Genomic DNA, 23,579 nt, shown 5'->3' on the forward strand with positions numbered 1-23,579 from the left:
GTCGCTCATTTGCGACTTCCTTATGTTAACATCTTCGTTTTTCGATGTCAACTAAGTTTTTCAATTTCTTTTTTGTCGTTTTCTGCGTTTCCGCATCAGCGACGTTTATTAATTTACCATATACAAACTATTAACGTCAATACTTTTTAATAAAAAGTTCTTCTTCTTACATAACGAATACATTCCTCTGCGTTAGCAACTCTCCGAAACAAACAAAAAATGATTTTATATCTTTCTTCCATCGCCTTTTTTACAACTTCATGAATACGCTCATCTTCAAAATCAAATAAAAGTTCCTCTAACTCTCTCTTTAATATGTATTCCATCTCTTTTCTCTCTTCTTTTGTCAACATCAGCCCAAGCAAATGATCACCTCAATAATTCCTTACGTAACAATAAACGTTCCGCTCATTTTCACTTATTACAATCCTATCATTCATTATATCCACTACTTACGATATTAATCCTTTGTTCTCTTTTTTATATTTCCAGCATATATGTAACTGAAAAGGATTGGACAAAGGGGCGTAATATTATGTTTTTCTTTTTTATTACGAGTAAAAGAACTTTTAAACACATTAGCTTAATAGTGATACTTTCCTTATTTACAGCATGGCTACTCTTTTTAAAAACATATTCACATGAATCTGCTTTTTCAACTGCTACAGGCCCTAAAGTAATTTACAAAGGAGATACCGCTAAAAAGCAAGTTGCATTTACGTTTGATATTAGTTGGGGAGACAAAAAAGCAATTCCAATCCTTGATACTCTTAAAGAAAGAGAAATTAAGAATGCAACCTTCTTCCTTTCTGCTGCATGGGCCGAAAGACACCCCGATATTGTAGAGCGCATCATGAAAGATGGACACGAAATCGGTAGTATGGGTTACAATTACACATCTTATACTTCTCTAGAGACGAATGAAATAAGACGAGACCTTTTACGAGCACAAGATGTTTTTACAAAACTTGGTGTAAAACAAGTCAAACTGTTACGTCCACCTAGTGGCGAATTTAACAAGGCAACCCTTAAAATTGCAGAATCACTTGGATACACCGTCGTGCATTGGAGTAATAATTCAAACGATTGGAAAAACCCAGGTGTAAACCACATCGTTTCCACCGTCTCTAATAATTTGAAAGGTGGAGATATTGTCTTATTACACGCATCCGATTCTGCCCTTCAAACAAATAGAGCTTTACCGCTGCTCCTGCAAAAATTAAAAAGTGATGGATATGAGCAAATATCCGTATCACAACTTATTTCCAACACAAGTACGAAAAGTGAAGATGTGAAATAGCTTCGTCCCTACTACTCTTCACGTATAAAAAGCTCTACTACCTTTCAAGAAGGTGGTAGAGCTTTTTTAATCACACCATTTCCAGTAATATAACTGCCGGTGTATAAAACCTCTCTCTATTAAGCAGGTTTACTCGTTTTTCCGATTAAACGATGTAATACAAGTAATTGATATGCATTACATAACAATAGCGGTATAACCATTAAATATAACCAATCTGTATCATTAATCCGAAGCGCCGGTACCCATTCAAGAATTGTTACAACAACCATAAAGAACAGAGCTGGCACAAATGCTTTTTTATTTGTTTCTTTACTTTTTACATAAGCAACAATTGCTCCAAACACAAATAAAATTCCAGCAACAAGTATGTTATTCCCCAATGAGACTTCCCCATTTGCAATAAGTACAGACCTTAAATACACAAAATCAAATAATACGAATGCAATAAAGAAGAGCTGGACTGCATTCCATAAAGACGATGAGCGAAACATCCCTAGTCCAAAACGATGGATTGTTAAATATGCAAAGAATCCCATTTGACTTATAACGCTAAAAATAAATCCTACACCCATCAACCAGAAAGATACCGCTAAAATCTCCTTAACGTCGAAATTTTTAAAAAATTCATTGTACCTGTCCCACTCCAAAACAAAACCAATAATAACTGTGCTAATCCCACCAAGAAACAACGTCGTTAAAAATAGTCGTACCCACTTGCGGCTATTCACAACACATCCCCCATTATCCTTATATTTCTAATTAAATTGTATCAATGACAATTTCAAAAAGCTAGCCATGTTCATGTATAAATTCCTTAAAGATATTTATATTAAAAAGAGAGAACTGTGCTGAAAGGAGTTCCAACTTATGAAACGGATACTATTCATTTTCGTTTCTTCTTTTCTACTTATCGCACTTGTAGCATGCGCACAAGGAAAAGAAACGAAATCCGAACTAGATTACGATCAAACAAAGAAAATGATTGTTGATATTTTAAAAACAGATCAAGGTAAGAAAGCTATTCAAGATGTATTAACTGATGAAAAAATGAAACAAGCACTCATACTAGATGAAACAGTAGTAAAGAAAACGATTGAAGATGCAATGGTATCCGATAAAGGGCAACAATTCTGGGAAAAGCTCTTTAAAGATCCTGAGTTCTCATCGAAGTTCGCTAAAAGTATGGGGAAAGAACAAACCCAATTAATGAAAACCTTATTAAAAGACCCTGAATACCAAGCAGGCGTTATAGAAATCATGAAAAATCCTGAAGTAGAAAAAATGATGTTACAAACAATGAAGAGTAAAGAATACCGTCAATATCTACAACAAGTACTAACAGAAACTGCTGAAAGTCCACTCTTCCAATCCAAGATGATTGATATCATTAGTAAAGGTGTACAAAAGGCTGAAAAAGGTGGATCTGATAAGAAAGAAGCAGGCGGTGACGGTGGTTCTCAAGGCGAGAAGAAGGAAGAACAGTGAAAATAATAACTATAATAACGAGTGGACAATGTATAAATTGTCCACTCGTTATTACTTTATCTTGCTATTAACAGACAAAATGGCCCTCTAGTTAAGCGAAAAGTTTACTAGTAACAAAACCCTTATTGTTGCCAGTAACAGATGAACTCCACTGATTAAAGTTTCACTTTATTTTTGTGTAACAGCTGTTTTATCAATTACCACTTCGGCTATTTTACTATAAATAATGCCGGTTGTATGTGTATCTTCATATACTGAAGGAGCAAAGTCTTCTTTATTCCAATCAGGTTGTTGCAGCGGAATACGACCAAGAACATTTGTTTGTAGTTCGGTAGCCAACTTATCTCCCCCGCCTCTTCCAAATACATATTCTTTCTCACCAGTTACCTTACTTTCAAAATATGCCATGTTCTCAACAACACCGAGAATACTATGTTCAGTGCGTAATGCCATCGCTCCAGCACGCGCTGCTACAAACGCAGCTGTTGGATGAGGCGTCGTTACAATAATCTCTTTGCAAGATGGCAACATTGAGTGCACATCTAACGCAACATCACCTGTTCCTGGTGGTAAATCTAGTACTAAATAATCTAAATCGCCCCATTCCACTTCTGTGAAGAAGTGGTTTAACATTTTCCCAAGCATAGGTCCTCTCCAAATAACTGGTGCATTATCCTCTACAAAGAAGCCCATTGAGATTACCTTTACACCTAAACGTTCCACCGGAATTATCTTGTCACCTCTTACGATGGGACGTTTTTCTATCCCCATCATGTCTGGCACACTAAAACCGTAAATGTCCGCATCAATAATACCAACTTTTTTTCCTAAACGAGCTAAAGCAACTGCAAGGTTAACGGAAACGGTTGATTTTCCCACGCCACCTTTTCCACTCGCTACTGCTAAGAATGTCGTTTTTGAATTTGGTGACAATAAAGATTCACTTTGCTCTGCTTCTTGTTCTGGTGCAAACTGAGCTAATTCCTCTTCTGTAAATTCTGCAAAACGAAGTCCAACTGTTGCTGCTCCAAGTTCTTTTACTAACTTTACAATTCCAGACTGCAACTGCATTTGTTCCGCTGTACCAGTTTTTACGATTGCAATTTTGACACTCACATGTTCCTTCTCAGGCTTGACTGTTACCTCTTTAATTGCACTTGTTTCTTTTAATGTTTTATGTAAAAACGGATCTACAATCCCTTCTAACGCTTCAACCACTTGTTCTTTCGTTACCATAATTAACCCAGCCCCCTGTATGAAAAATAACGTAATGTTAATTGAATTCATCTTTGTTTATTCTTCAAATTAATGCGTTTACATTTCCAGTATAACATATTTTCCGAAAACTTCGTTAACGAGAGAAACTCAAAAAAATCCTCCTTATTCTGGAGGATTTCCTTTTTCCGTGAAATAACGCAATATACCACGGTATATTGCAGCTGCTACCTTCTGTTGATATTTCTCCGAATTTAACATATACCTTTCGTTCACATTCGATAAAAAGCCGGCTTCAATTAAAGCACCTGGTGTTTTCGCATACTTCAATAAGTATACGTGAGAGATTGTTTTAGCAGAACGATTCGTATTTTCTAAACTCGTTCTCAATTCAGCCTGTATAAATTTAGCAGCACGTTCATTTTCAATTGAAGAGCGATAGTAGAATGTTTGTGCGCCTTTCGATCCACTACTAGTTAAAGCATTTAAATGAATGCTTGCAAAAAAGTCTATATCTGGTTTATTGATGATTTCTACACGTTTTTTTAAATCCTCCGCTTTACGTCTACTATATGACTTTGTATCTTTGTTAGCTAAATCATAATCTCCCTCACGCGTTAAAATAACTAGTGCACCTTGTTCTTGTAAATAGTCTTGTACCTTTTTTGTAATTTCAAGCGTAATATCCTTTTCTATAATATCCTTTCCACCAACAGCCCCTCCATCTGGTCCACCATGCCCAGCATCTAATACGATTACTTTCCCTGATAAGGGTAAATTCCAAGCTCGCCACGATTTTGTGATTTGAAATTCTTGTTTGACTAAAAAAAACAAAACAACCGCAGCGAGTGCAAAAGAGATAATTCGAATTCTCTTCATACCTTTCCTCCTCCAGCTAGTCCCTATAACTACTTATATGGGACAAGAGGAAAGTTTATGCTTGTCTTAATGAAGCTTTAATCGATATCTTCTTTCACCTTTTTCATACCCTTCTTGCCACCACAATCCTATAAACTGCTGACAAGATTCAAAAAGTAATTCCTCATCTTTCAACTTTATTTCTCGCATAGTCATACTCGTTAAAAATTGAAATAGCGTTTCAGTTAATTGTTGTTCTTCTTCTAAAGCTCTATATTTCACATCAAAAAACGATTCACCATAATAACCAAATTTACTATATCTCGCTCCTAATAAATAAGATTCTATCCCTAATTCAATACAGTAATCTTCATACTGACGATGAAGCTCTTGCATTTGAAAGGCATCACGAATATTTGAGCGCAATGTTTTTAATGATAATTCTCGCAGCATCTTCCGCTCGTATTTTAACTGCTTTTCTTTTTGTTTTTCTTGTAAGCTGACAATGACATTCATAGTACTTATAAACCTCCCTAATACGTATAGTCTAAACTTCTAAAGAAGAAGCATACGCGAGGCCGTAGCACTAAAATATTCCAAGCTAAAAAAATTGTAAAAGAGGAATGAAACACAAAAAAACCCCAACCAAAATGGTTGGGGTTTGTAGTTCGCAAAAATTAACGTTTTGAGAACTGAGGTGCACGACGTGCGCCTTTAAGACCGTATTTTTTACGCTCTTTCATACGTGCGTCACGAGTTAATAGACCTGCACGTTTTAGTGTTAGACGGTATTCTGGATCAGCTTTTAATAAAGCGCGAGAAATACCGTGACGAATAGCACCAGCTTGACCAGTGTATCCACCACCATTTACGTTTACAAGTACATCGTAGTTACCTAAAGTTTCTGTTGCAACTAGAGGTTGTTTCACTACTTCACGTAATGCAGCAAATGGGATATAGTTTTCAAAATCACGACCGTTAATGATAACGCGTCCTTCGCCTGGAACTAGGCGTACGCGCGCTACTGAACTCTTACGACGTCCAGTGCCATAGTATTGAACCTGTGCCAAAGTAAGCCCTCCTTTAATTAATTATCCGCGAAGTTCGTAAACTTCTGGTTTTTGTGCTTGGTGTGGATGCTCTGCTCCAGCATACACGTTAAGTTTCTTAGAAACTTGACGGCCTAAGCGTCCTTTTGGAAGCATGCCTTTAATTGCAAGCTCTAACATTTGTACAGGGTAGTTTGTACGCATTTCAAGAGCTGTTCTTTGCTTAAGTCCACCTGGGTGGTTAGTGTGACGGTAGTAAATTTTATCGTTTAATTTATTACCTGTTAAATGAATTTTCTCAGCGTTAATAATAATTACATGATCACCCGTGTCAACGTGTGGTGTAAATGTAGGTTTGTTTTTACCACGTAAAATGGATGCTACTTCAGTAGATAGGCGACCTAAAGTTTGACCTTCAGCATCAACCACATACCATTTACGCTCAACTTCGTTAGCTTTTGCCATAAAAGTCGTACGCATGTGTTTCCCTCCTCGTTATCTTTTCCATAGAAAAAATCTATTGTTTATCTTAAACACGATTTCCTTCCGGGGCTAATCGTGGTTTTAGAAACAATACCATATGTTATGATATACTTTTGAGTTTCTAATGTCAAGCAAATGTTACACCAGGATTAGTTGTTATAGTTTACCTCCCATAGGTAAAGCCCATGACCTGGAGCCATCTTTCCAGCAAACTGACGATTTTGTTTCGCTAAAATCTCTGGAATGCTATCAGGATCAAGCTTTCCTTGCCCTACGTTAAGTAACGTACCAACAATAATTCTGACCATATTATATAAAAATCCATTACCTACAAAACGAAAAATTAATTCATCATCTTGCTCAATTAACTCGATTTCATAAATTGTTCGCACTTTATCTTTTTTGTCAGTTTTTGCCGAGCAAAAAGAAGTGAAATCATGCGTTCCAATAAAATAAGGAATTGCTTTTCTTATAGAATTGATTTCGAGCGGATATGGATATTGATATACGTAATTTCTACGGAATACATCCGCAGTCTTTGATAATAATACACGATAACGATATTCTTTTTTCTCAACACCGTAACGTGCATGAAATTCTTCTGTTTTTTTCTCTACTCGCCTAATAACAATATCATCTGGCAACATTGTATTTAAAGCGTTATTCCATTGCCACTCCTCAAGAGACAAAGGAGTATCAAAGTGTATTACTTGCCCTTTTGCATGAACCGTAGAATCTGTTCTACCAGACGCCTGAACACGAACAAGTTCTCCCTTATGCAATTTCTGTAATGCTTTTTCTATCTCCTGTTGAACAGTACGATGCTTCGGCTGAATTTGATAACCACAAAAATGCATACCATCATATGCAACCGTACATTTTATTCTATCCATTTCTCTATTCTCCATTACGATCGCACCCATGCCAAAATACAAGCTAAACAAAATAAGCTTACAATCGTTACTGTATCGCTTGTTTTCCAGCGTAGTTGCCTAAATTTAGTACGTCCTTCACCACTTTGATATCCACGAGCTTCCATCGCAATAGCTAAGTCCTCTGCACGCTTAAAAGCACTGATAAACAGAGGAACGAGCAGTGAGATAATAGCTTTCATTCTATCTTTTATCGGTCCACCAGCGAAATCAATACCACGTGATGCTTGTGCTTTCATTATTTTACTCGTTTCATCCATTAATGTCGGGATAAAACGAAGAGAAATTGACATCATTAATGCGATTTCATGAACAGGAACCTTTATACGCTTCAATGGCTTTAATAACGTCTCCAAACCATCTGTAATTTCAATAGGTGTCGTCGTTAACGTTAATAATGTCGTCATTAAAATAATAACGAAGAACCGTACAGAAATGTATATCCCTTGCTCTAATCCTTTTTCATGTATCGAAAACCAACCAAGCTGGAGTAGTACATCCCCCTCTTTATTTGTAAAAATATGCAGGAAAAATGTAAAAAGAAAAATCCATAAAATTGGTTTTAAGCCCGAAAGTACATAACGAATCGGCACTTTTGCAAAAAATAAAGCAATGAGTGCATATAAAAATAAAAATCCATATGAAATCGCATTATTTGCTAAGAAAACAACAAATACATATAAAAAGACAATCAGCAGCTTCGTACGTGGATCAAGTTGATGAATAAGTGAATTCCCCGGGATATATCTCCCAATAATCAACTGCTGCATGATTCATGACCACCTTTTCGTAACACCTGCACAACTTCATGAGTAAGATCCTCTAAAGATAAGGTAGCCTTTGGAATTGAAATACCAAACTTCTCTTCAATTGCACGTTTATACTTTAATGACATAGGAAGATCCACACCAATTTTCTCTAGTTCATTAGCATGTGAAAATACTTCCTCTGCACTTCCTTGCAAAAAGACCGTTCCTTTATGCATAACTACAATTTGTTCCGCATACTGAGCAGCATCTTCCATATTATGCGTTACAAGGATAACTGTAAGCCCTTTCTCCTTATGCAACTTATAAAACATCTGCATAAGTTCGTTCTGCCCTTTTGGATCTAGACCTGCTGTAGGTTCATCTAATACAAGCACTTCAGGTTCCATTGCCAGTACACCCGCTATAGCAACACGTCTCATTTGTCCACCACTTAATTCGAACGGAGAACGTGTTAACAGTTCCGGTTCTAGCCCTACAAGTTCTATTGCCTCTCTAGCCTTTTGCTTCGCTTCGTCTCCAGATACCCCGAAATTAGTAGGTCCGAAGCAAATATCTTTCTCCACAGTTTCTTCAAACAACTGATGTTCCGGGAATTGAAAGACAACCCCTACTTTTTTACGTAGTGGCTTTAGCTTTTTTTCTTTCTTTCCTGCCGAAATCAAATGTTCACCAATTTGAACTGTACCATTTGTCGGCTGCAATAAACCATTTAAATGTTGAATCATCGTCGACTTACCTGAACCAGTATGACCGATAATGGCATAATAGCCCCCACTTGGAAACGACACGTCTACATCATAAAGTGCGCGTCTTTCAAATGGAGTTTTATATTGATAACGATGTTCTACTTTTTGGAATGTAATCTCCAAAGTTCGTTCACCAAGCTTTCCATTGTAAGATGCGTATTTTGCAAAAGAATTTCATTTCTTTTTAATAATTCTGCTATTTTCACCGAAAACGGTACATCTAAGCCAATTTCTTGGAGCATATGAGAGGACTTGAAAATTTTCTCTGGAGTCCCTTCCTCTAATATTTCTCCCTTATTTAAAATAATGACACGATCTGACTGCGCCGCTTCTTCTAAATCGTGCGTAATTGATAACACGGTAATACCTTTTTGATTAACAAGTTGTCTAACCGTTTCTACTACTTCACGTCTTCCTTGAGGATCTAACATTGACGTTGCTTCATCTAATATTAAAATAGATGGCTGAAGTGCTAAAACGCCCGCTATTGCCACTCGCTGTTTTTGCCCACCAGATAAGGAATGAGGCTCATCATTAAGAAAATCTTCCATACGGACAAGTCGTAAGGCCTGTTCTAATCTTTCAATCATTTGTTCTCTTGGCATTCCGATATTCTCTAAACCAAATACAACATCATCTTGCACTGTTGTTCCAACAAATTGATTATCTGGATTTTGAAATACCATTCCAATTTGTTTTCGAACATCCCATACCGTTTCCTCTGATAAAACCATTGAATCATTTACTGTAATAGTCCCTGCTTCCGGCAAAAACAAACCATTCAATAATTTTGCAAGTGTAGACTTTCCTGAACCGTTTTGTCCAATAATAGATACCCATTCTCCCTCATATAAGGAAAATGAAACATCTTTTAATGCATACGTGGCTGCCCCAGGATATTGAAATGATATATTTCCTATCCGAAGTTTCTCTTTTTTCAATAGAAGGCACCCTTTCCTTCGCCAAGCTCGCCTATTTTTATATTTAAAAAAAAGGGCCATGACCAGTTTCTTGAAAAGAACTGTCCTGCCCTTTTAATTATCATTATACTAACTCGATAATTACCATTGGTGCTGCGTCTCCGCGACGTGGACCAATTTTTGCAATACGAGTGTATCCGCCTTGGCGCTCAGCATAGCGTGGAGCTACATCAGCGAATAATTTTTGAAGTGCATCTTGACCAGTCTCAGCGTTAGCTACTTCATTGCGAATGAAAGCTGCTGCTTGACGACGAGCATGAAGATCTCCGCGTTTACCTAAAGTGATCATTTTTTCCACTACAGAACGAAGTTCTTTTGCACGAGTTTCTGTCGTTTGGATGCGCTCGTTGATAATTAAATCAGTAGCTAAGTCACGTAACATAGCTTTACGTTGCGCACTTGTACGGCCTAATTTTCTGTATGCCATTCGTAGTTCCCTCCTTTGTTCATGGGTTTAAATCCTCAGTCGTCTTTACGTAAACCTAAACCTAATTCCTCAAGTTTATGTTTAACTTCTTCTAAGGATTTACGTCCTAAGTTACGAACTTTCATCATATCTTCTTCTGTTTTGTTCGCAAGCTCTTGTACAGTATTAATTCCTGCACGTTTTAGGCAATTATAAGAACGAACAGAAAGGTCTAGTTCTTCGATAGTCATCTCAAGAACTTTCTCTTTTTGATCTTCTTCCTTCTCGACCATAATCTCAGCATTTTGTGCTTCATCAGTTAAACCAACAAAGATATTTAAATGCTCAGTTAAGATTTTGGCACCTAAAGAGATAGCTTCTTTTGGCCCGATGCTTCCATCCGTCCATACATCAAGCGTAAGCTTATCATAATTAGCCACTTGTCCGACACGTGTCTTTTCCACTTGGTAAGTCACACGTGATACTGGAGTATAAATAGAATCAATAGGAATTACTCCTATTGGTTGATCTTCGCTTTTATTTGCATCAGCTGGCGTATACCCACGGCCACGCTTTGCAGTTAAACGCACGCGGAAATGCGCATCTTTTGCTAACGTTGCAATGTGTAAATCTGGATTTAAGATTTCTACATCACTATCGTGAGTAATATCAGCAGCTGTGACAATACCTTCGCCCTGCACATCAATTTCCAACGTCTTCTCTTCTTCAGAGTAGATTTTAAGAGCTAACTTTTTCAAGTTTAAGATGATCGTCGTAACGTCTTCTACTACGCCCTCAACTGTTGAAAATTCATGTAATACGCCATCGATTTGGATAGCAGTAACAGCGGCACCAGGGAGTGAGGATAAAAGAATACGACGTAAGGAGTTACCCAAAGTAGTACCATATCCACGCTCAAGCGGTTCAATTACGAATTTACCATATTTAGCATCTTCGTTAAGTTCAACCGTTTCGATTTTCGGCTTTTCGATTTCAATCATTAACTAAACCCTCCTTCAAAACGTCGAAACCCCGGTTAAACAAAGGTATAACCCCTGTCTAACCGAAAGTCCCCCTTAGGCAGTTCCCGATTGTGCACAACAAGCGATGTTTCTGTACGAAATTTCTCGATAATGCATCATATCCATTATAGACAAAAGGGAAAATTCTATACAGAAAAATTACACACGACGACGTTTTGGCGGACGACATCCATTATGAGGAACTGGAGTAACATCTCTAATTGCTGTTACTTCTAGACCTGCAGCTTGAAGAGCACGAATTGCAGCTTCACGACCAGCACCAGGACCTTTAACAGTAACCTCTAAAGTTTTTAAACCGTGCTCCATTGCAACTTTAGCAGCAGCTTCAGCAGCCATTTGCGCAGCGAATGGAGTAGATTTACGAGATCCACGGAAACCAAGTGCACCAGCACTAGACCAAGAAAGTGCGTTACCGTGAGTATCTGTAAGTGTTACGATTGTGTTGTTGAAAGTAGAACGAATATGAGCTATACCAGCTTCGATATTCTTTTTCACACGTTTTTTACGAGTGTTTGTTTTACGTGCCATTGTTAGTTCAACCTCCTTTACTTATTATTTCTTTTTATTTGCTACTGTACGACGTGGACCTTTACGTGTACGAGCATTGTTTTTAGAATTTTGACCACGAACTGGTAAACCACGACGGTGACGAAGACCACGGTAAGAACCGATCTCCATTAGACGTTTAATGTTAAGAGATACTTCACGACGAAGGTCTCCCTCAACTTTAATACGATCGATAACATCACGGATACGTCCTAATTCGTCTTCCGTTAAATCACGAACTCGTGTTTCTGAAGAAATACCAGCTTCAGTAAGAATTTTTTCAGCAGTTGTGCGACCAATGCCGAATACGTAAGTTAAAGAAATAACAACGCGTTTGTCTCGAGGAATATCTACACCTGCGATACGTGCCATTCTGAATGCACCTCCTTCTGATTAACCTTGTTTTTGTTTATGTTTAGGGTTTTCACAAATAACCATTACTTTTCCACGTCTACGAATAACTTTACATTTTTCGCAGATTGGTTTAACTGACGGTCTTACTTTCATGTCTCGAACCTCCTTAAAGATTACGGAGTGCTATATTATTTAAAACGGTACGTAATACGACCACGATTTAAATCGTACGGAGATAATTCTACCGTAACTTTGTCTCCTGGTAAAATACGAATGAAGTTCATACGGATTTTACCAGAAACGTGAGCCAATACGACATGCCCATTCTCTAATTCTACTTTGAACATAGCATTTGGCAACGTTTCAAGAACGGTACCTTCGACTTCAATTACATCATCTTTAGCCATTCAATAGTTCTCCCTTCTTCAAATCAGTAACATTTTACACTGCTCTGAAATCCCGGAGAGCCAGCTACTTATAAAGTGGTAAGGATTTCGTATCCTGCTTCTGTAAGAGCAATCGTGTGCTCAAAATGGGCACACCATTTACCATCTACCGTTACCACTGTCCAGTCATCAGATAGTGTTTTTACATATCGTCTTCCTTGATTCACCATCGGCTCAACACAGATGACCATTCCCGGCTTTAATCTAGGGCCTCTATTTGGTGGACCATAGTGCGGGATTTGAGGGTCCTCATGTAAGTCTTGCCCGATTCCGTGACCAACATACTCCCTAACGATCGAGAATCCATTCTCTTCAGCATGGGTTTGAACCGCATGTGAGATATTTGATAATCTCTCGCCTGGTTTTACTTGTTCTAGACCAAGATACAACGATTTTTCTGTGACATCAAGTAGCTTTTGAACAGATTCAGAAATGTTTCCAACTGGATACGTCCATGCAGAATCTCCATGGTACCCATTGTATTTCGCACCAATATCGATACTGATGATATCGCCCTCTTTGAGCTTGCGCTTTCCTGGAATTCCGTGTACAAGCTCTTCATTTACAGAAGCACATATGCTCCCCGGAAATCCGTTGTATCCTTTAAAAGATGGCGTAGCACCATATTTTTGAATCGTCTTTTCCGCTATTTGATCGAGCTCTTTCGTTGTAATTCCTGGAGTAATGTGCTGTTTCAACTCTTGATGAGTTAAAGCAACGATTCTGCCAGCTTCTCGCATGATTTCTATCTCGCGAGGAGTTTTGCAGATGATCATTACGCTAAGCCTCCGATGAGAACATCGATATCAGCAAATACTTTATTGATATCTTGCTCACCATTAATGCTTTTTAAGTAACCAAGCTCGTCGTAGAAATCAAGCAAAGGTTTTGTTTGCTTAATATTTACATCTAAACGATTTGCTACAGTTTCTTCATTGTCATCAGAGCGTTGGTATAATTCGCCACCACATTTATCGCACACATCAGCTTTTGCTGGTGGATTGAATTCTAAGTGGTAAGTCGCACCGCACTCTTTACAAATGCGACGGCCTGTAAGGCGTTTTAATAACAACCCTGAATCCACATTAATGTTTAAAACATAGTCGATTTTTTTGCCAAGATCTTTCATAATCTCTTCAAGAGCTGATGCTTGTGCAACAGTTCGTGGGAAACCGTCTAGTAAGAAACCTCTTACGCAGTCTTCTTGACTTAAACGTTCACGAACAATTCCGATTGTAACTTCATCTGGAACAAGTGCACCTTTATCAATAAAAGATTTTGCTTGTAGACCCATTTCAGTTTCAGCCTTCATAGCTGCACGGAACATATCTCCTGTTGAAATGTGAGGGATGTTATACTTGGCTACAATCTGTTCGGCTTGTGTACCTTTACCAGCACCAGGAAGCCCCATTAAAATTAAGTTCATCCTTGTTCCCCCTCAGTACATGAGCATGTAGGGAAGATAGTTCTTCCCACTTACTCACTGCTTGATAAACCCTTTGTAATGGCGTTTTACCAGTTGGCTTTCTAGCTGCTTCATTGTTTCTAAAGCAACGCCGACAACGATTAACATACTCGTTCCACCAATCTGTGCAGATGGAGGAAGATTTCCCAATTTCGTAAAAATAACTGGTAAGATTGCAATCGCTGCTAGGAAAATTGATCCTACAAAGGTCAAACGATACAAGATTTTTGTTAGATATTGTTCTGTATTCTTACCCGGACGAATACCTGGAACATATCCACCTTGCTTGTTTAGATTCTCTGACATTTGCTCTGGATTAACCTGAACAAATGCATAGAAATATGTGAAGGCTACAATGAGCGCAACATATATGATCATTCCCACTGGGTGAGAATAGTTAAAGTTTGCAATAATCCACTGCGATACATCATGTTTCGGGAAGAACTGTGCAATAGTTGGAGGCGTAATTAAGAATGAAACAGCAAAAATGACTGGAATAACACCCGCACTATTTACCTTAAGCGGTAAATGTGTGTTTTGTGCTCCAGCATGATTCCCATTCCCTCCTGTTACACGCTTCGCGTATTGAATTGGGATCTTTCTAACAGCTTGTTGAATGAAAATAACACCAACAATAACTGCTAGCACAGCTAGTAAAATCAATGCAACTTTAACGATACTCATGAACAATTGATCTCCGATATTTTGAAACTGTTGTTGATACACTTGAGATATAACACTTGGGATCGCTGCAGCAATACCGCCAAAGATAAGGATGGAAATACCATTACCTACACCTTTAGCTGTAATCTGTTCGCCTAACCACATTAAAAATGCAGTACCAGCAGTCAGTACCGTAGCAATGTATAAATAAGTGCTCCAACCAGGATTCAAAATTAATTGCCCACCTACCATACCGTTAAAACCGATTGACATACCAAACCCCTGAATAAACGCAAGAACAATTGTAAAGTAACGCGTGAATTGCGTTAGTTTACGACGGCCCATTTCACCTTGCTTCGACCATTCCGAAAATTTAGGAACAACATCCATCTGCAATAATTGCACGATGATGGATGCTGTAATATACGGCATGATTCCCATCGCGAAGATGGAGAAGTTTTTCAAGGCGCCACCGCCAAATGTATTTAGGATGCCTAAAGCATTTAATTGGTCTTGTGCTTTCAGTACGTCTCCATTTGTAAATGGCACTGGGATAAACGTGCCAATCCTGAATACGATTAACATCGCTAAAGTGAATAATATTTTACGTCTTATCTCAGCAACGCGCATAAAGTTGGAGATTGTACGAAACATTAGATCACCTCAACTGATCCGCCAGCTGCTTCAATTGCTTCTTTAGCACTTGAAGAGAACTTGTGCGCTTTAACAGTTAGTTTTTTCTCTACTGCTCCGCTTGCAAGAATTTTAACACCGTCGTTTAACTTGCTGATAACGCCAGTTTCCAGCAATAATTCAGGTGTTACTTCTGTACCATCTTCAAAACGATTTAACGTTGATAAGTTTACAATAGTAAACTCTTTACGGTTAATGTTTGTGAAGCCGCGTTTTGGTAAACGACGGAATAATGGAGTTTGACCACCTTCGAAGCCAAGACGAACACCGCCACCAGAACGTGCGTTTTGTCCTTTATGACCTTTACCAGCAGTTTTACCGTTACCAGAACCGATACCACGACCGACACGGTTACGTACTTTACGAGAACCTTCTGCAGGTTTTAATTCATGAAGTTTCATTCCCAGGCACCTCCTTATATTAATGAGTTATCCTTAAGCTTCTTTTACAGTTAAAAGGTGAGAAACTTTGTTGATCATACCAAGAATAGCAGGAGTTTCTTCCTTAACTACAGTTGAATTCAACTTTTTAAGACCTAAAGCTTCTACCGTCGCACGTTGATCTTGTGGACGACCAATTACACTACGAGTGAGGGTAATTTCTAACTTTTTCGCCATTTGTTTTCCCTCCTTAACCTAGTAGCTCTTCTACAGATTTACCGCGTAATTTTGCAACATCTTCAGCGCGCTTAAGTTCGCTTAATCCGTTCACAGTAGCGCGAATCATGTTGATTGGTGTGTTAGAACCAAGAGATTTCGAAAGAATATCTTGTACACCAGCTAATTCAAGAACCGCACGAACAGGTCCACCAGCAATAACACCAGTACCCTCAGCAGCAGGTTTTAAGAATACTTCACCAGCTCCAAAGTGACCGTTGATTGTGTGTGGAATTGTTGTACCAACTAATGGTACAGCGATTAAATTTTTCTTAGCGTCTTCGATAGCTTTGCGAATTGCGTCTGGTACCTCTTGTGCTTTACCAGTACCGAATCCAACATGACCGTTTTTATCGCCAACTACAACTAGTGCAGCAAAGCGGAAACGACGACCACCCTTAACAACTTTCGCGACACGATTTATCGTAACTACACGTTCTTCAAGTTCTAATTTACTTGGGTCAATGCGATGCATCAATTTTCCCTCCTTTGACCATTAAAATTGTAATCCAGCCTCACGAGCAGCTTCAGCTAGAGCTTTAACACGGCCATGGTATAAGTAACCACCGCGATCGAATACTACTTCTTTAACGCCTTTCTCTACAGCACGCTTAGCAACTGATTCTCCAACTTTCGTAGCAGCTTCAGTATTGCTAGTACCGTTAAGAGCAAGGTCTTTATCAAGAGTAGATGCACTTACTAACGTTACACCATTCACATCATCAATAACTTGAGCGTAAATATGTTGGTTAGAACGGAACACGTTTAAACGTGGACGCTCTGCAGTACCAGTAAGTTTAGCACGTACACGTGCATGTCTTTTCTTACGAGTCGCATTTTTATCAGCTTTAGTGATCATTTTCTTGTCACTCCTTTCTCTCACCTAACGGGTTTACTTAGCAGTTTTACCTTCTTTACGACGAACAACTTCGCCTTCGTAACGAATACCTTTACCTTTGTAAGGCTCAGGAGCACGTACAGCACGGATGTTAGCAGCAAATTCGCCAACACGTTGCTTGTCGATACCTTTAATTACGATTTTAGTTGGTGCAGGTACTTCAACTTCAAGACCTGCTTCCGGAGTCATTTCTACTGGATGAGAATAACCTACGCTTAAAACAAGTTTATCTCCTTGTTTTTGAGCACGGTAACCAACACCGACTAATTCAAGTCCGCGTGCGAAACCTGCAGTTACACCTTCAACCATGTTTCCGATTAAAGCACGAGTTGTACCGTGTAATGCACGGTGTTCCTTCTGTTCAGATGGACGCTCAACTGTTAGTGTATTTTCTTCAATTTTGATAGACATATCAGCATTGAATTTACGAGTTAATTCACCTTTAGGGCCTTTTACTGTTACAGTATTGTCTTCTGCAATTGTAATAGTAACACCTGCAGGGATTTCAAGAATCTTTTTACCAATACGAGACATGTGGTCACACCTCCGTTCGTTTTAAATATATATTACCAAACGTATGCTACTACTTCTCCACCAGTTTGTAATTGACGAGCGTCTTTGTCTGTCATTACTCCCTTAGATGTAGAAACAAGAGCGATACCTAATCCGTTAAGTACACGTGGTACTTCGTCAGCTTTAGCGTAAACGCGTAAGCCAGGTTTACTGATACGTTTTAATCCAGTGATTACACGTTCATTGTTTGCACCATATTTCAGGAAAATACGAAGGATACCTTGTTTGTTATCCTCGATGTATTCTACATCACGAATGAAACCTTCACGTTTTAAAAGTTCAGCGATCTCTTTTTTGATTTTAGAAGCAGGAACCTCTAATTTCTCATGACGTACCATGTTCGCATTACGGATGCGAGTAAGCATGTCTGCAATTGGATCTGTCATCACCATGTGTTTTACCTCCTTCCCATTTGTGGGTTTTACCAACTAGCTTTTTTAACACCAGGAATTTGACCTTTATATGCAAGTTCACGGAAACAAATACGGCAAAGTTTAAATTTGCGGTATACAGAATGCGGACGACCGCAGCGTTCGCAACGTGTATACTCTTGTACTTTAAACTTAGGAGTACGCTTTTGTTTCGCTATCATAGATTTTTTAGCCACGTTTTCGCCTCCTCTACTTAGCGTTGGCTTCCATTATTTTTGGAATGGCATACCGAATTGTGTTAAAAGTTCACGAGCTTCTTCATCAGTTTTCGCTGTAGTAACGATTACGATGTCCATACCGCGCACTTTGCTTACTTTATCATAATCAATCTCAGGGAAGATAAGTTGCTCTTTAACACCTAATGTGTAGTTCCCACGACCATCGAATGATTTCTTAGAAACACCACGGAAATCACGTACACGTGGTAAAGAAACCGATACTAATTTGTCGAAGAACTCATACATTTGCTCGCCGCGTAAAGTTACTTTCGCACCGATTGGCATACCTTCACGAAGACGGAAACCAGCGATTGATTTTTTAGCACGAGTTACAACAGGTTTTTGACCTGCGATTTGTGTTAATTCTTCTACTGCATTGTCTAAAGCTTTTGAGTTAGATACCGCGTCACCAACACCAGTGTTGATTACGATCTTTTCGATTTTCGGTACTTCCATCACAGATTTATAGTTAAACTTGCTCACTAGAGCAGGAGTAATTTCCTTTTGGAACTTCTCTTTAAGGCGATTCAATGAAGTGACCTCCTTTCTTAAGAAAATTATTTATCTAATAATTCACCAGATTTTTTTGCAATACGAACTTTTTTACCATCTTCTACTTTGAAGCCTACGCGAGTAGGTTCACCTGTTTTCGGATCTAAAATCATAACGTTAGAAACGTGAATAGGTGCTTCTTTAGTAATAATTCCACCTTGTGGATTTAATTGAGATGGCTTAGAGTGTTTTTTAACGATGTTAACACCCTCAACGATAACACGGTTTTGCTTTGGGAAAGCCACAAGGATAACGCCTTGTTTTCCTTTGTCTTTACCAGTGATTACCTGTACTTTATCACCTTTTTTTACATGCATCTTAATTCTGCACCTCCTTAGCAAGGCAATACCTTAAATTATAGAACTTCTGGAGCTAAAGAAACGATCTTCATGAAGTTGCTATCACGTAATTCACGAGCTACTGGTCCGAAGATACGAGTACCACGTGGGCTCTTATCGTCTTTAATGATAACCGCTGCGTTTTCATCAAATTTGATGTAAGAACCGTCCGGACGACGAGCTCCGCTCTTCGTACGTACTACTACTGCTTTAACAACGTCACCTTTTTTAACAACGCCACCTGGTGTTGCTTGTTTTACCGTAGCAACGATAATGTCACCAATGTTAGCATATTTACGACCAGAGCCGCCTAATACTTTAATTGTTAAAAGTTCACGTGCACCAGAGTTGTCAGCAACTTTCAAACGAGATTCTTGTTGGATCATGTTATGAAACCTCCCTTCGGACTAAAAATTCCGATTCGTCTATTTAGATAATAACCGCTTCTTCAACGATTTCAACTAAACGGAAACGCTTAGTAGCAGAAAGCGGGCGAGTTTCCATGATTTTAACGATATCGCCAAGTTTCGCTTGGTTTTGCTCATCATGGGCTTTGTACTTCTTAGAATACTTAACACGTTTTCCGTACAAGGAATGAGTTTTGTAAGTTTCAACTAAAACTGTAATCGTTTTGTCCATTTTGTCAGACACTACACGACCAGTATAAACTTTGCGTTGGTTACGTTCGCTCACTATGCAAACCTCCCCTCAATTTATCGATTAATTCCGATCTCTCTTTCACGAACTACAGTTTTCATACGAGCAATTGCTTTACGCACTTCACGAATGCGAGTTGGATTCTCTAATTGTCCTGTAGCAAGTTGGAAGCGAAGATTAAACAACTCTTCCTTTAAAGCTTTAACTTTTGTTTCGATTTCGGCAGTGGTTAATTCACGAATATCATTAGTTTTCATTAGATTCACCACCATTTTCTTCACGTTTTACGAATTTACATTTCACAGGTAACTTGTGAGCTGCAAGACGTAATGCTTCGCGTGCTACCTCTTCAGATACACCCGCGATTTCGAACATAATTTTCCCAGGTTTTACTACTGCTACCCAGCCTTCTGGTGCCCCTTTACCGGAACCCATACGTACTTCTAGAGGTTTTGCAGTGTAAGGTTTAGAAGGGAAAATTTTAATCCATACTTTACCGCCACGTTTCATGTAACGAGTCATTGCACGACGAGCAGCTTCGATTTGACGGTTTGTAATCCATGAAGCAGCTTGTGCTTGTAAACCGAATTCACCGAAAGCAATTTCAGTTCCACCTTTAGCACGACCACGCATTTTACCACGATGCTCTCTACGATATTTTACGCGTTTTGGCATTAACATATTATTTTCCTCCTTCCTCAGAAGCTTTCTTTTTTGTAGGAAGGACTTCTCCACGGTAGATCCATACTTTTACGCCTAATTTACCGTATGTTGTATCAGCTTCAACTGCTGCATAGTCAATATCAGCGCGAAGTGTATGAAGTGGAACAGTTCCTTCACTGTAAGATTCTGCACGAGCGATATCAGCTCCGCCAAGACGACCAGAAACCTGTGTTTTAATACCTTTAGCACCTGCACGCATAGCACGTTGAATAACTTGCTTTTGTGCACGACGGAATGATACACGGTTTTCTAATTGACGAGCGATGTTTTCGCCTACTAATTTAGCGTTAAGATCAGCTCTCTTAACTTCTAAAATGTTGATGTGTACACGCTTGCCTGTTAATTGGTTAAGAGCTTTACGAAGTGCTTCAACTTCAGTACCACCTTTACCAATTACCATACCAGGTTTTGCAGTGTGAATTGTAACATTTACACGATTTGCTGCACGTTCGATTTCTACTTTAGCAACAGCAGAATCTTTTAAGCGTACATTAATGTACTCACGGATTTTGATGTCTTCATGTAATAATGTAGCGTAATCTTTCTCAGCGAACCAACGAGATTCCCAGTCACGGATAACACCGACACGAAGACCAATTGGATTAACCTTTTGACCCATCGATTATCCCTCCTTCTTTTCTGATACCACAACTGTGATGTGGCTTGTGCGTTTGTTAATTTGGCTTGCACGACCCATTGCACGTGGACGGAAACGTTTCAACGTTGGACCTTCGTCAACGAAGACTTTTTCAACAACTAGGTTGTTAATATCCATCTCATAATTGTGCTCTGCATTTGCGATTGCAGATTTTAAAACTTTTTCTACAACTGGAGAAGCAGTTTTTGGTGTGTGGTTAAGGATAGCAATCGCTTCACCCACTTGCTTACCTCGGATTAAGTCTACTACTAAACGAACTTTACGAGGAGCAATACGAACTGTTCTCGCTACTGCTTTAGCTTGCATTGAAGTGCCTCCTCTCATTATCTTCTAGTTTTCTTATCGTCAGCAAGGTGACCTTTATACGTACGAGTTGGTGCGAATTCACCTAACTTATGGCCAACCATATCCTCAGTGATGTACACAGGTACGTGTTTACGACCATCATATACAGCGATTGTGTGTCCGATGAACTGAGGGAAGATTGTTGAACGGCGAGACCAAGTTTTAACAACTTGTTTTTGCTCAGATGCAACTAATTTTTCCATTTTGCTCATTAAGTGATCATCGACAAATGGTCCTTTTTTTAAGCTACGAGCCATTTTGGTGCCTCCCTTCGTGATTGGCGTACGGTTCTAGAAATGAACCGTACTACAATCCCATTATTTTTTACGACGACGAACGATAAATTTGTCAGACGCTTTGTTTTTCTTACGAGTCTTGAATCCAAGAGTTGGTTTACCCCATGGAGACATTGGAGACTTACGTCCGATTGGAGAACGACCTTCACCACCACCGTGTGGGTGATCAACCGGGTTCATTACAGAACCACGAACTGTTGGGCGTTTACCTAACCAGCGAGAGCGACCTGCTTTACCGATTTTGATAAGTTCATGTTGTTCGTTACCTACTTGACCGATTGAAGCGCGACAAGCAGATAATACAAGACGTACTTCACCAGAAGTTAAACGTACAAGTACGTATTTACCTTCTTTACCAAGTACTTGAGCAGATGTACCAGCAGAACGAACTAATTGTCCGCCACGACCAGGCTTAAGCTCGATGTTATGAACAACAGTACCTACTGGAATGTTGATTAATGGTAATGCGTTACCGATTTTGATGTCAGCTTCTGGGCCAGACATAACTTCCATACCTACTTCTAATGATTTAGGAGCAAGAATGTAACGTTTTTCACCGTCAACGTAGTTAATTAATGCGATATTCGCAGAGCGGTTTGGATCGTATTCGATCGTAGCAACGCGTCCTGGAATTCCATCTTTGTTACGCTTAAAGTCGATGATACGGTATTGACGCTTATGTCCGCCACCTTGATGACGTACAGTAATTTTACCTTGGTTATTACGACCAGCCTTCTTGCTTAAAGGAGCAAGTAAAGACTTTTCGGGTCTGTCAGTCGTGATTTCAGCGAAATCATTCGTAGTCATATTACGACGACCGTTAGTAGTTGGATTATACTTTTTAATTCCCATCTCAATTTCCCTCCTTCTTTAGTAAGAATTAAACGCCTTGGAAGATTTCGATTTCTTTGCTGTCAGCAGTTAGCTTAACGATTGCTTTACGACGACGGCTAGTAAAACCAGCGTGACGACCAACGCGTTTTGCTTTCGGCTTGTAGTTCATGATGTTCACTTTTTCTACTTTAACACCAAAGATCGCTTCAAGAGCATCTTTAACTTCTGTTTTATTAGATTTAACGTCCACATCGAACGTGTATTTTTTTTCAGCCATCATTTCCATAGAACGTTCAGTGATAACTGGGCGCTTAATGATATCACGAGGATCTCTCATTATGCAAGCACCTCCTCTACTTTTTCCACTGCCGCTTTTGTCATGATTAGCTTATCATGATGAAGCACGTCTAAAACGTTTACGCCATCAGCAGTGATTACTGTTACTCCAGGGATATTGCGAGCAGATAACTCTACAGATTCGTTTGCATCAGCAGTTACGATAAGAGCTTTCTTCTCAACAGTTAATCCTTTAAGTACTGCTAGCATGTCTTTTGTTTTTGGTGCATTTAATACTAGGTCTTCAAGAACTACAATGTTGTTCTCAACTACTTTAGTAGCTAATGCAGATTTAATTGCTAAACGACGAACCTTCTTAGGAAGTTTGTACGCATAGCTTCTTGGTGTAGGTCCGAATACCGTACCACCACCACGCCATTGAGGAGAACGGATAGACCCTTGACGAGCACGTCCAGTTCCTTTTTGACGCCATGGTTTACGACCACCACCGCGAACTTCAGAACGAGTTTTTACTTTGTGTGTACCTTGACGTAAAGATGCACGTTGCATCATTACAGCTTCGAAAAGTACAGCTTCATTTGGTTCGATACCGAAAATAGCTTCAGCTAATTCGATTTCACCAACCTGTGAACCAGTTTGGTTATATACAGTAACTTTTGGCATTGG

Annotated in this window: 41 protein-coding genes; 2 read left to right on the forward strand and 39 right to left on the reverse strand. The window is 39.1% G+C overall.

Annotation, left to right across the window (positions count from 1 at the left end):
* Positions 1–146 precede the first annotated feature (146 nt).
* Positions 147–365, reverse strand: coding sequence for a hypothetical protein (locus tag ASE54_RS22855; protein WP_000901146.1), 219 nt, complete (start codon positions 363–365; stop codon positions 147–149).
* 170 nt (positions 366–535) lie between these two features.
* Here ASE54_RS22855 and pdaB point away from each other — a divergent pair, with 170 nt between their 5' ends.
* Positions 536–1,300 (forward strand): polysaccharide deacetylase family sporulation protein PdaB, encoded by a 765-nt coding sequence (pdaB, locus tag ASE54_RS22860; protein WP_000464716.1) that lies wholly within the window; start codon positions 536–538, stop codon positions 1,298–1,300.
* A 119-nt stretch (positions 1,301–1,419) separates the two neighbouring features.
* Here pdaB and kbaA read toward each other — a convergent pair whose 3' ends face one another.
* Positions 1,420–2,031 (reverse strand): KinB signaling pathway activation protein KbaA, encoded by a 612-nt coding sequence (gene kbaA, locus ASE54_RS22865; RefSeq protein WP_001088529.1) that lies wholly within the window; start codon positions 2,029–2,031, stop codon positions 1,420–1,422.
* Positions 2,032–2,170: 139 nt separating this feature from the next.
* Between kbaA and gerD the strand changes: the two genes are divergently transcribed.
* Complete coding sequence (gene gerD, locus ASE54_RS22870; RefSeq protein ID WP_000821601.1) at positions 2,171–2,788, forward strand: spore germination lipoprotein GerD; 618 nt, start codon at positions 2,171–2,173, stop codon at positions 2,786–2,788.
* 168 nt (positions 2,789–2,956) lie between these two features.
* On the opposite strand, the gene ASE54_RS22875 is transcribed toward gerD, so the two are convergent.
* The 37 genes from ASE54_RS22875 to rplD all read right to left on the reverse strand — a co-directional run bounded on the left by ASE54_RS22875 (position 2,957) and on the right by rplD (position 23,576).
* Positions 2,957–4,024 carry an Mrp/NBP35 family ATP-binding protein gene (locus tag ASE54_RS22875; protein ID WP_000256626.1) on the reverse strand — a complete coding sequence of 356 codons (1,068 nt, stop codon included), beginning with the start codon at positions 4,022–4,024 and terminating at the stop codon, positions 2,957–2,959.
* A 144-nt stretch (positions 4,025–4,168) separates the two neighbouring features.
* Positions 4,169–4,882, reverse strand: a complete 714-nt coding sequence (gene cwlD / locus ASE54_RS22880; protein WP_000822437.1) for an N-acetylmuramoyl-L-alanine amidase CwlD — start codon at positions 4,880–4,882, stop codon at positions 4,169–4,171.
* Positions 4,883–4,948: 66 nt separating this feature from the next.
* The gene (locus ASE54_RS22885) at positions 4,949–5,377 is read right to left on the reverse strand and encodes a DUF2521 family protein (RefSeq protein WP_001101005.1); all 429 of its coding nucleotides are present in this window, start codon (positions 5,375–5,377) and stop codon (positions 4,949–4,951) included.
* A 161-nt stretch (positions 5,378–5,538) separates the two neighbouring features.
* Entirely contained in the window at positions 5,539–5,931 is a 393-nt protein-coding gene (rpsI, locus tag ASE54_RS22890; RefSeq protein ID WP_000079986.1) for a 30S ribosomal protein S9, read from the reverse strand.
* A gap of 21 nt (positions 5,932–5,952) precedes the next feature.
* Positions 5,953–6,390, reverse strand: coding sequence for a 50S ribosomal protein L13 (gene rplM / locus ASE54_RS22895; RefSeq protein WP_001260795.1), 438 nt, complete (start codon positions 6,388–6,390; stop codon positions 5,953–5,955).
* A 152-nt stretch (positions 6,391–6,542) separates the two neighbouring features.
* Positions 6,543–7,286 carry a tRNA pseudouridine(38-40) synthase TruA gene (gene truA, locus ASE54_RS22900; RefSeq protein WP_002084072.1) on the reverse strand — a complete coding sequence of 248 codons (744 nt, stop codon included), beginning with the start codon at positions 7,284–7,286 and terminating at the stop codon, positions 6,543–6,545.
* A 14-nt stretch (positions 7,287–7,300) separates the two neighbouring features.
* Positions 7,301–8,095: an energy-coupling factor transporter transmembrane protein EcfT gene (locus ASE54_RS22905; RefSeq protein ID WP_001186530.1), complete on the reverse strand. Its 795-nt coding sequence runs from the start codon at positions 8,093–8,095 to the stop codon at positions 7,301–7,303.
* Positions 8,083–8,964: an energy-coupling factor ABC transporter ATP-binding protein gene (locus ASE54_RS22910; protein WP_000406530.1), complete on the reverse strand. Its 882-nt coding sequence runs from the start codon at positions 8,962–8,964 to the stop codon at positions 8,083–8,085. Before ASE54_RS22910 ends, ASE54_RS22905 begins: the two co-directional genes overlap by 13 nt.
* Positions 8,940–9,782: an energy-coupling factor ABC transporter ATP-binding protein gene (locus ASE54_RS22915; protein ID WP_000711763.1), complete on the reverse strand. Its 843-nt coding sequence runs from the start codon at positions 9,780–9,782 to the stop codon at positions 8,940–8,942. The genes ASE54_RS22910 and ASE54_RS22915 overlap by 25 nt, the downstream gene beginning before the upstream one ends.
* 103 nt (positions 9,783–9,885) lie before the next feature.
* The gene (rplQ, locus tag ASE54_RS22920) at positions 9,886–10,248 is read right to left on the reverse strand and encodes a 50S ribosomal protein L17 (protein ID WP_000331490.1); all 363 of its coding nucleotides are present in this window, start codon (positions 10,246–10,248) and stop codon (positions 9,886–9,888) included.
* Positions 10,249–10,283: 35 nt separating this feature from the next.
* On the reverse strand, positions 10,284–11,228 hold the full coding sequence (locus ASE54_RS22925; protein WP_000569643.1) for a DNA-directed RNA polymerase subunit alpha: 945 nt from the start codon (positions 11,226–11,228) through the stop codon (positions 10,284–10,286).
* 180 nt (positions 11,229–11,408) lie between these two features.
* Positions 11,409–11,798 (reverse strand): 30S ribosomal protein S11, encoded by a 390-nt coding sequence (gene rpsK / locus ASE54_RS22930; RefSeq protein WP_000101797.1) that lies wholly within the window; start codon positions 11,796–11,798, stop codon positions 11,409–11,411.
* A 24-nt stretch (positions 11,799–11,822) separates the two neighbouring features.
* Complete coding sequence (gene rpsM / locus ASE54_RS22935) at positions 11,823–12,188, reverse strand: 30S ribosomal protein S13 (protein ID WP_000090792.1); 366 nt, start codon at positions 12,186–12,188, stop codon at positions 11,823–11,825.
* Positions 12,189–12,209: 21 nt separating this feature from the next.
* Entirely contained in the window at positions 12,210–12,323 is a 114-nt protein-coding gene (gene rpmJ, locus ASE54_RS22940; RefSeq protein ID WP_000868344.1) for a 50S ribosomal protein L36, read from the reverse strand.
* Positions 12,324–12,358: 35 nt separating this feature from the next.
* Complete coding sequence (gene infA, locus ASE54_RS22945; RefSeq protein ID WP_001029884.1) at positions 12,359–12,577, reverse strand: translation initiation factor IF-1; 219 nt, start codon at positions 12,575–12,577, stop codon at positions 12,359–12,361.
* A 68-nt stretch (positions 12,578–12,645) separates the two neighbouring features.
* The gene (map, locus tag ASE54_RS22950; RefSeq protein ID WP_000582539.1) at positions 12,646–13,392 is read right to left on the reverse strand and encodes a type I methionyl aminopeptidase; all 747 of its coding nucleotides are present in this window, start codon (positions 13,390–13,392) and stop codon (positions 12,646–12,648) included.
* Positions 13,392–14,042, reverse strand: coding sequence for an adenylate kinase (locus ASE54_RS22955; protein WP_001048995.1), 651 nt, complete (start codon positions 14,040–14,042; stop codon positions 13,392–13,394). The genes map and ASE54_RS22955 overlap by 1 nt, the downstream gene beginning before the upstream one ends.
* A 54-nt stretch (positions 14,043–14,096) precedes the next feature.
* On the reverse strand, positions 14,097–15,398 hold the full coding sequence (gene secY, locus ASE54_RS22960; protein ID WP_000490118.1) for a preprotein translocase subunit SecY: 1,302 nt from the start codon (positions 15,396–15,398) through the stop codon (positions 14,097–14,099).
* The gene (gene rplO, locus ASE54_RS22965) at positions 15,398–15,838 is read right to left on the reverse strand and encodes a 50S ribosomal protein L15 (protein WP_000766083.1); all 441 of its coding nucleotides are present in this window, start codon (positions 15,836–15,838) and stop codon (positions 15,398–15,400) included. The genes secY and rplO overlap by 1 nt, the downstream gene beginning before the upstream one ends.
* 33 nt (positions 15,839–15,871) lie before the next feature.
* On the reverse strand, positions 15,872–16,054 hold the full coding sequence (rpmD, locus tag ASE54_RS22970; RefSeq protein ID WP_001085233.1) for a 50S ribosomal protein L30: 183 nt from the start codon (positions 16,052–16,054) through the stop codon (positions 15,872–15,874).
* A gap of 13 nt (positions 16,055–16,067) precedes the next feature.
* Positions 16,068–16,568, reverse strand: coding sequence for a 30S ribosomal protein S5 (gene rpsE / locus ASE54_RS22975; RefSeq protein ID WP_000554646.1), 501 nt, complete (start codon positions 16,566–16,568; stop codon positions 16,068–16,070).
* Positions 16,569–16,589: 21 nt separating this feature from the next.
* On the reverse strand, positions 16,590–16,952 hold the full coding sequence (rplR, locus tag ASE54_RS22980) for a 50S ribosomal protein L18 (protein ID WP_000628818.1): 363 nt from the start codon (positions 16,950–16,952) through the stop codon (positions 16,590–16,592).
* 33 nt (positions 16,953–16,985) lie between these two features.
* Positions 16,986–17,525, reverse strand: a complete 540-nt coding sequence (gene rplF, locus ASE54_RS22985) for a 50S ribosomal protein L6 (RefSeq protein WP_000086551.1) — start codon at positions 17,523–17,525, stop codon at positions 16,986–16,988.
* A 32-nt stretch (positions 17,526–17,557) separates the two neighbouring features.
* Entirely contained in the window at positions 17,558–17,956 is a 399-nt protein-coding gene (gene rpsH / locus ASE54_RS22990; protein WP_000245511.1) for a 30S ribosomal protein S8, read from the reverse strand.
* A 29-nt stretch (positions 17,957–17,985) separates the two neighbouring features.
* Positions 17,986–18,171 carry a 30S ribosomal protein S14 gene (gene rpsN / locus ASE54_RS22995; RefSeq protein WP_001085700.1) on the reverse strand — a complete coding sequence of 62 codons (186 nt, stop codon included), beginning with the start codon at positions 18,169–18,171 and terminating at the stop codon, positions 17,986–17,988.
* A gap of 33 nt (positions 18,172–18,204) precedes the next feature.
* Positions 18,205–18,744 carry a 50S ribosomal protein L5 gene (gene rplE, locus ASE54_RS23000; RefSeq protein WP_001080829.1) on the reverse strand — a complete coding sequence of 180 codons (540 nt, stop codon included), beginning with the start codon at positions 18,742–18,744 and terminating at the stop codon, positions 18,205–18,207.
* A gap of 26 nt (positions 18,745–18,770) precedes the next feature.
* Positions 18,771–19,082 carry a 50S ribosomal protein L24 gene (gene rplX / locus ASE54_RS23005; RefSeq protein ID WP_000558200.1) on the reverse strand — a complete coding sequence of 104 codons (312 nt, stop codon included), beginning with the start codon at positions 19,080–19,082 and terminating at the stop codon, positions 18,771–18,773.
* A 38-nt stretch (positions 19,083–19,120) separates the two neighbouring features.
* Positions 19,121–19,489 carry a 50S ribosomal protein L14 gene (rplN, locus tag ASE54_RS23010; RefSeq protein WP_000615912.1) on the reverse strand — a complete coding sequence of 123 codons (369 nt, stop codon included), beginning with the start codon at positions 19,487–19,489 and terminating at the stop codon, positions 19,121–19,123.
* A gap of 43 nt (positions 19,490–19,532) precedes the next feature.
* Positions 19,533–19,796, reverse strand: coding sequence for a 30S ribosomal protein S17 (gene rpsQ / locus ASE54_RS23015; protein ID WP_000004106.1), 264 nt, complete (start codon positions 19,794–19,796; stop codon positions 19,533–19,535).
* A gap of 20 nt (positions 19,797–19,816) precedes the next feature.
* Positions 19,817–20,017, reverse strand: a complete 201-nt coding sequence (gene rpmC, locus ASE54_RS23020; RefSeq protein WP_000855718.1) for a 50S ribosomal protein L29 — start codon at positions 20,015–20,017, stop codon at positions 19,817–19,819.
* Positions 20,007–20,441, reverse strand: a complete 435-nt coding sequence (rplP, locus tag ASE54_RS23025; RefSeq protein ID WP_000928969.1) for a 50S ribosomal protein L16 — start codon at positions 20,439–20,441, stop codon at positions 20,007–20,009. The genes rpmC and rplP overlap by 11 nt, the downstream gene beginning before the upstream one ends.
* A 1-nt stretch (position 20,442) precedes the next feature.
* Entirely contained in the window at positions 20,443–21,102 is a 660-nt protein-coding gene (gene rpsC / locus ASE54_RS23030; protein ID WP_000529956.1) for a 30S ribosomal protein S3, read from the reverse strand.
* 3 nt (positions 21,103–21,105) lie between these two features.
* Entirely contained in the window at positions 21,106–21,447 is a 342-nt protein-coding gene (rplV, locus tag ASE54_RS23035; RefSeq protein ID WP_001148024.1) for a 50S ribosomal protein L22, read from the reverse strand.
* A gap of 17 nt (positions 21,448–21,464) precedes the next feature.
* On the reverse strand, positions 21,465–21,743 hold the full coding sequence (gene rpsS / locus ASE54_RS23040; protein WP_000124454.1) for a 30S ribosomal protein S19: 279 nt from the start codon (positions 21,741–21,743) through the stop codon (positions 21,465–21,467).
* A gap of 60 nt (positions 21,744–21,803) precedes the next feature.
* A complete protein-coding gene (rplB, locus tag ASE54_RS23045; RefSeq protein WP_000511583.1) occupies positions 21,804–22,634 on the reverse strand; it encodes a 50S ribosomal protein L2 in 831 nt (276 codons plus the stop codon).
* Positions 22,635–22,662: 28 nt separating this feature from the next.
* Positions 22,663–22,953, reverse strand: a complete 291-nt coding sequence (rplW, locus tag ASE54_RS23050; protein ID WP_001205558.1) for a 50S ribosomal protein L23 — start codon at positions 22,951–22,953, stop codon at positions 22,663–22,665.
* Positions 22,953–23,576, reverse strand: coding sequence for a 50S ribosomal protein L4 (gene rplD / locus ASE54_RS23055; RefSeq protein WP_001127258.1), 624 nt, complete (start codon positions 23,574–23,576; stop codon positions 22,953–22,955). Before rplD ends, rplW begins: the two co-directional genes overlap by 1 nt.
* Positions 23,577–23,579: the final 3 nt, after the last annotated feature.

It is taken from the genome of Bacillus sp. Root131 (genome assembly GCF_001429475.1).
GTDB lineage: Bacteria > Bacillota > Bacilli > Bacillales > Bacillaceae_G > Bacillus_A > Bacillus_A thuringiensis_S.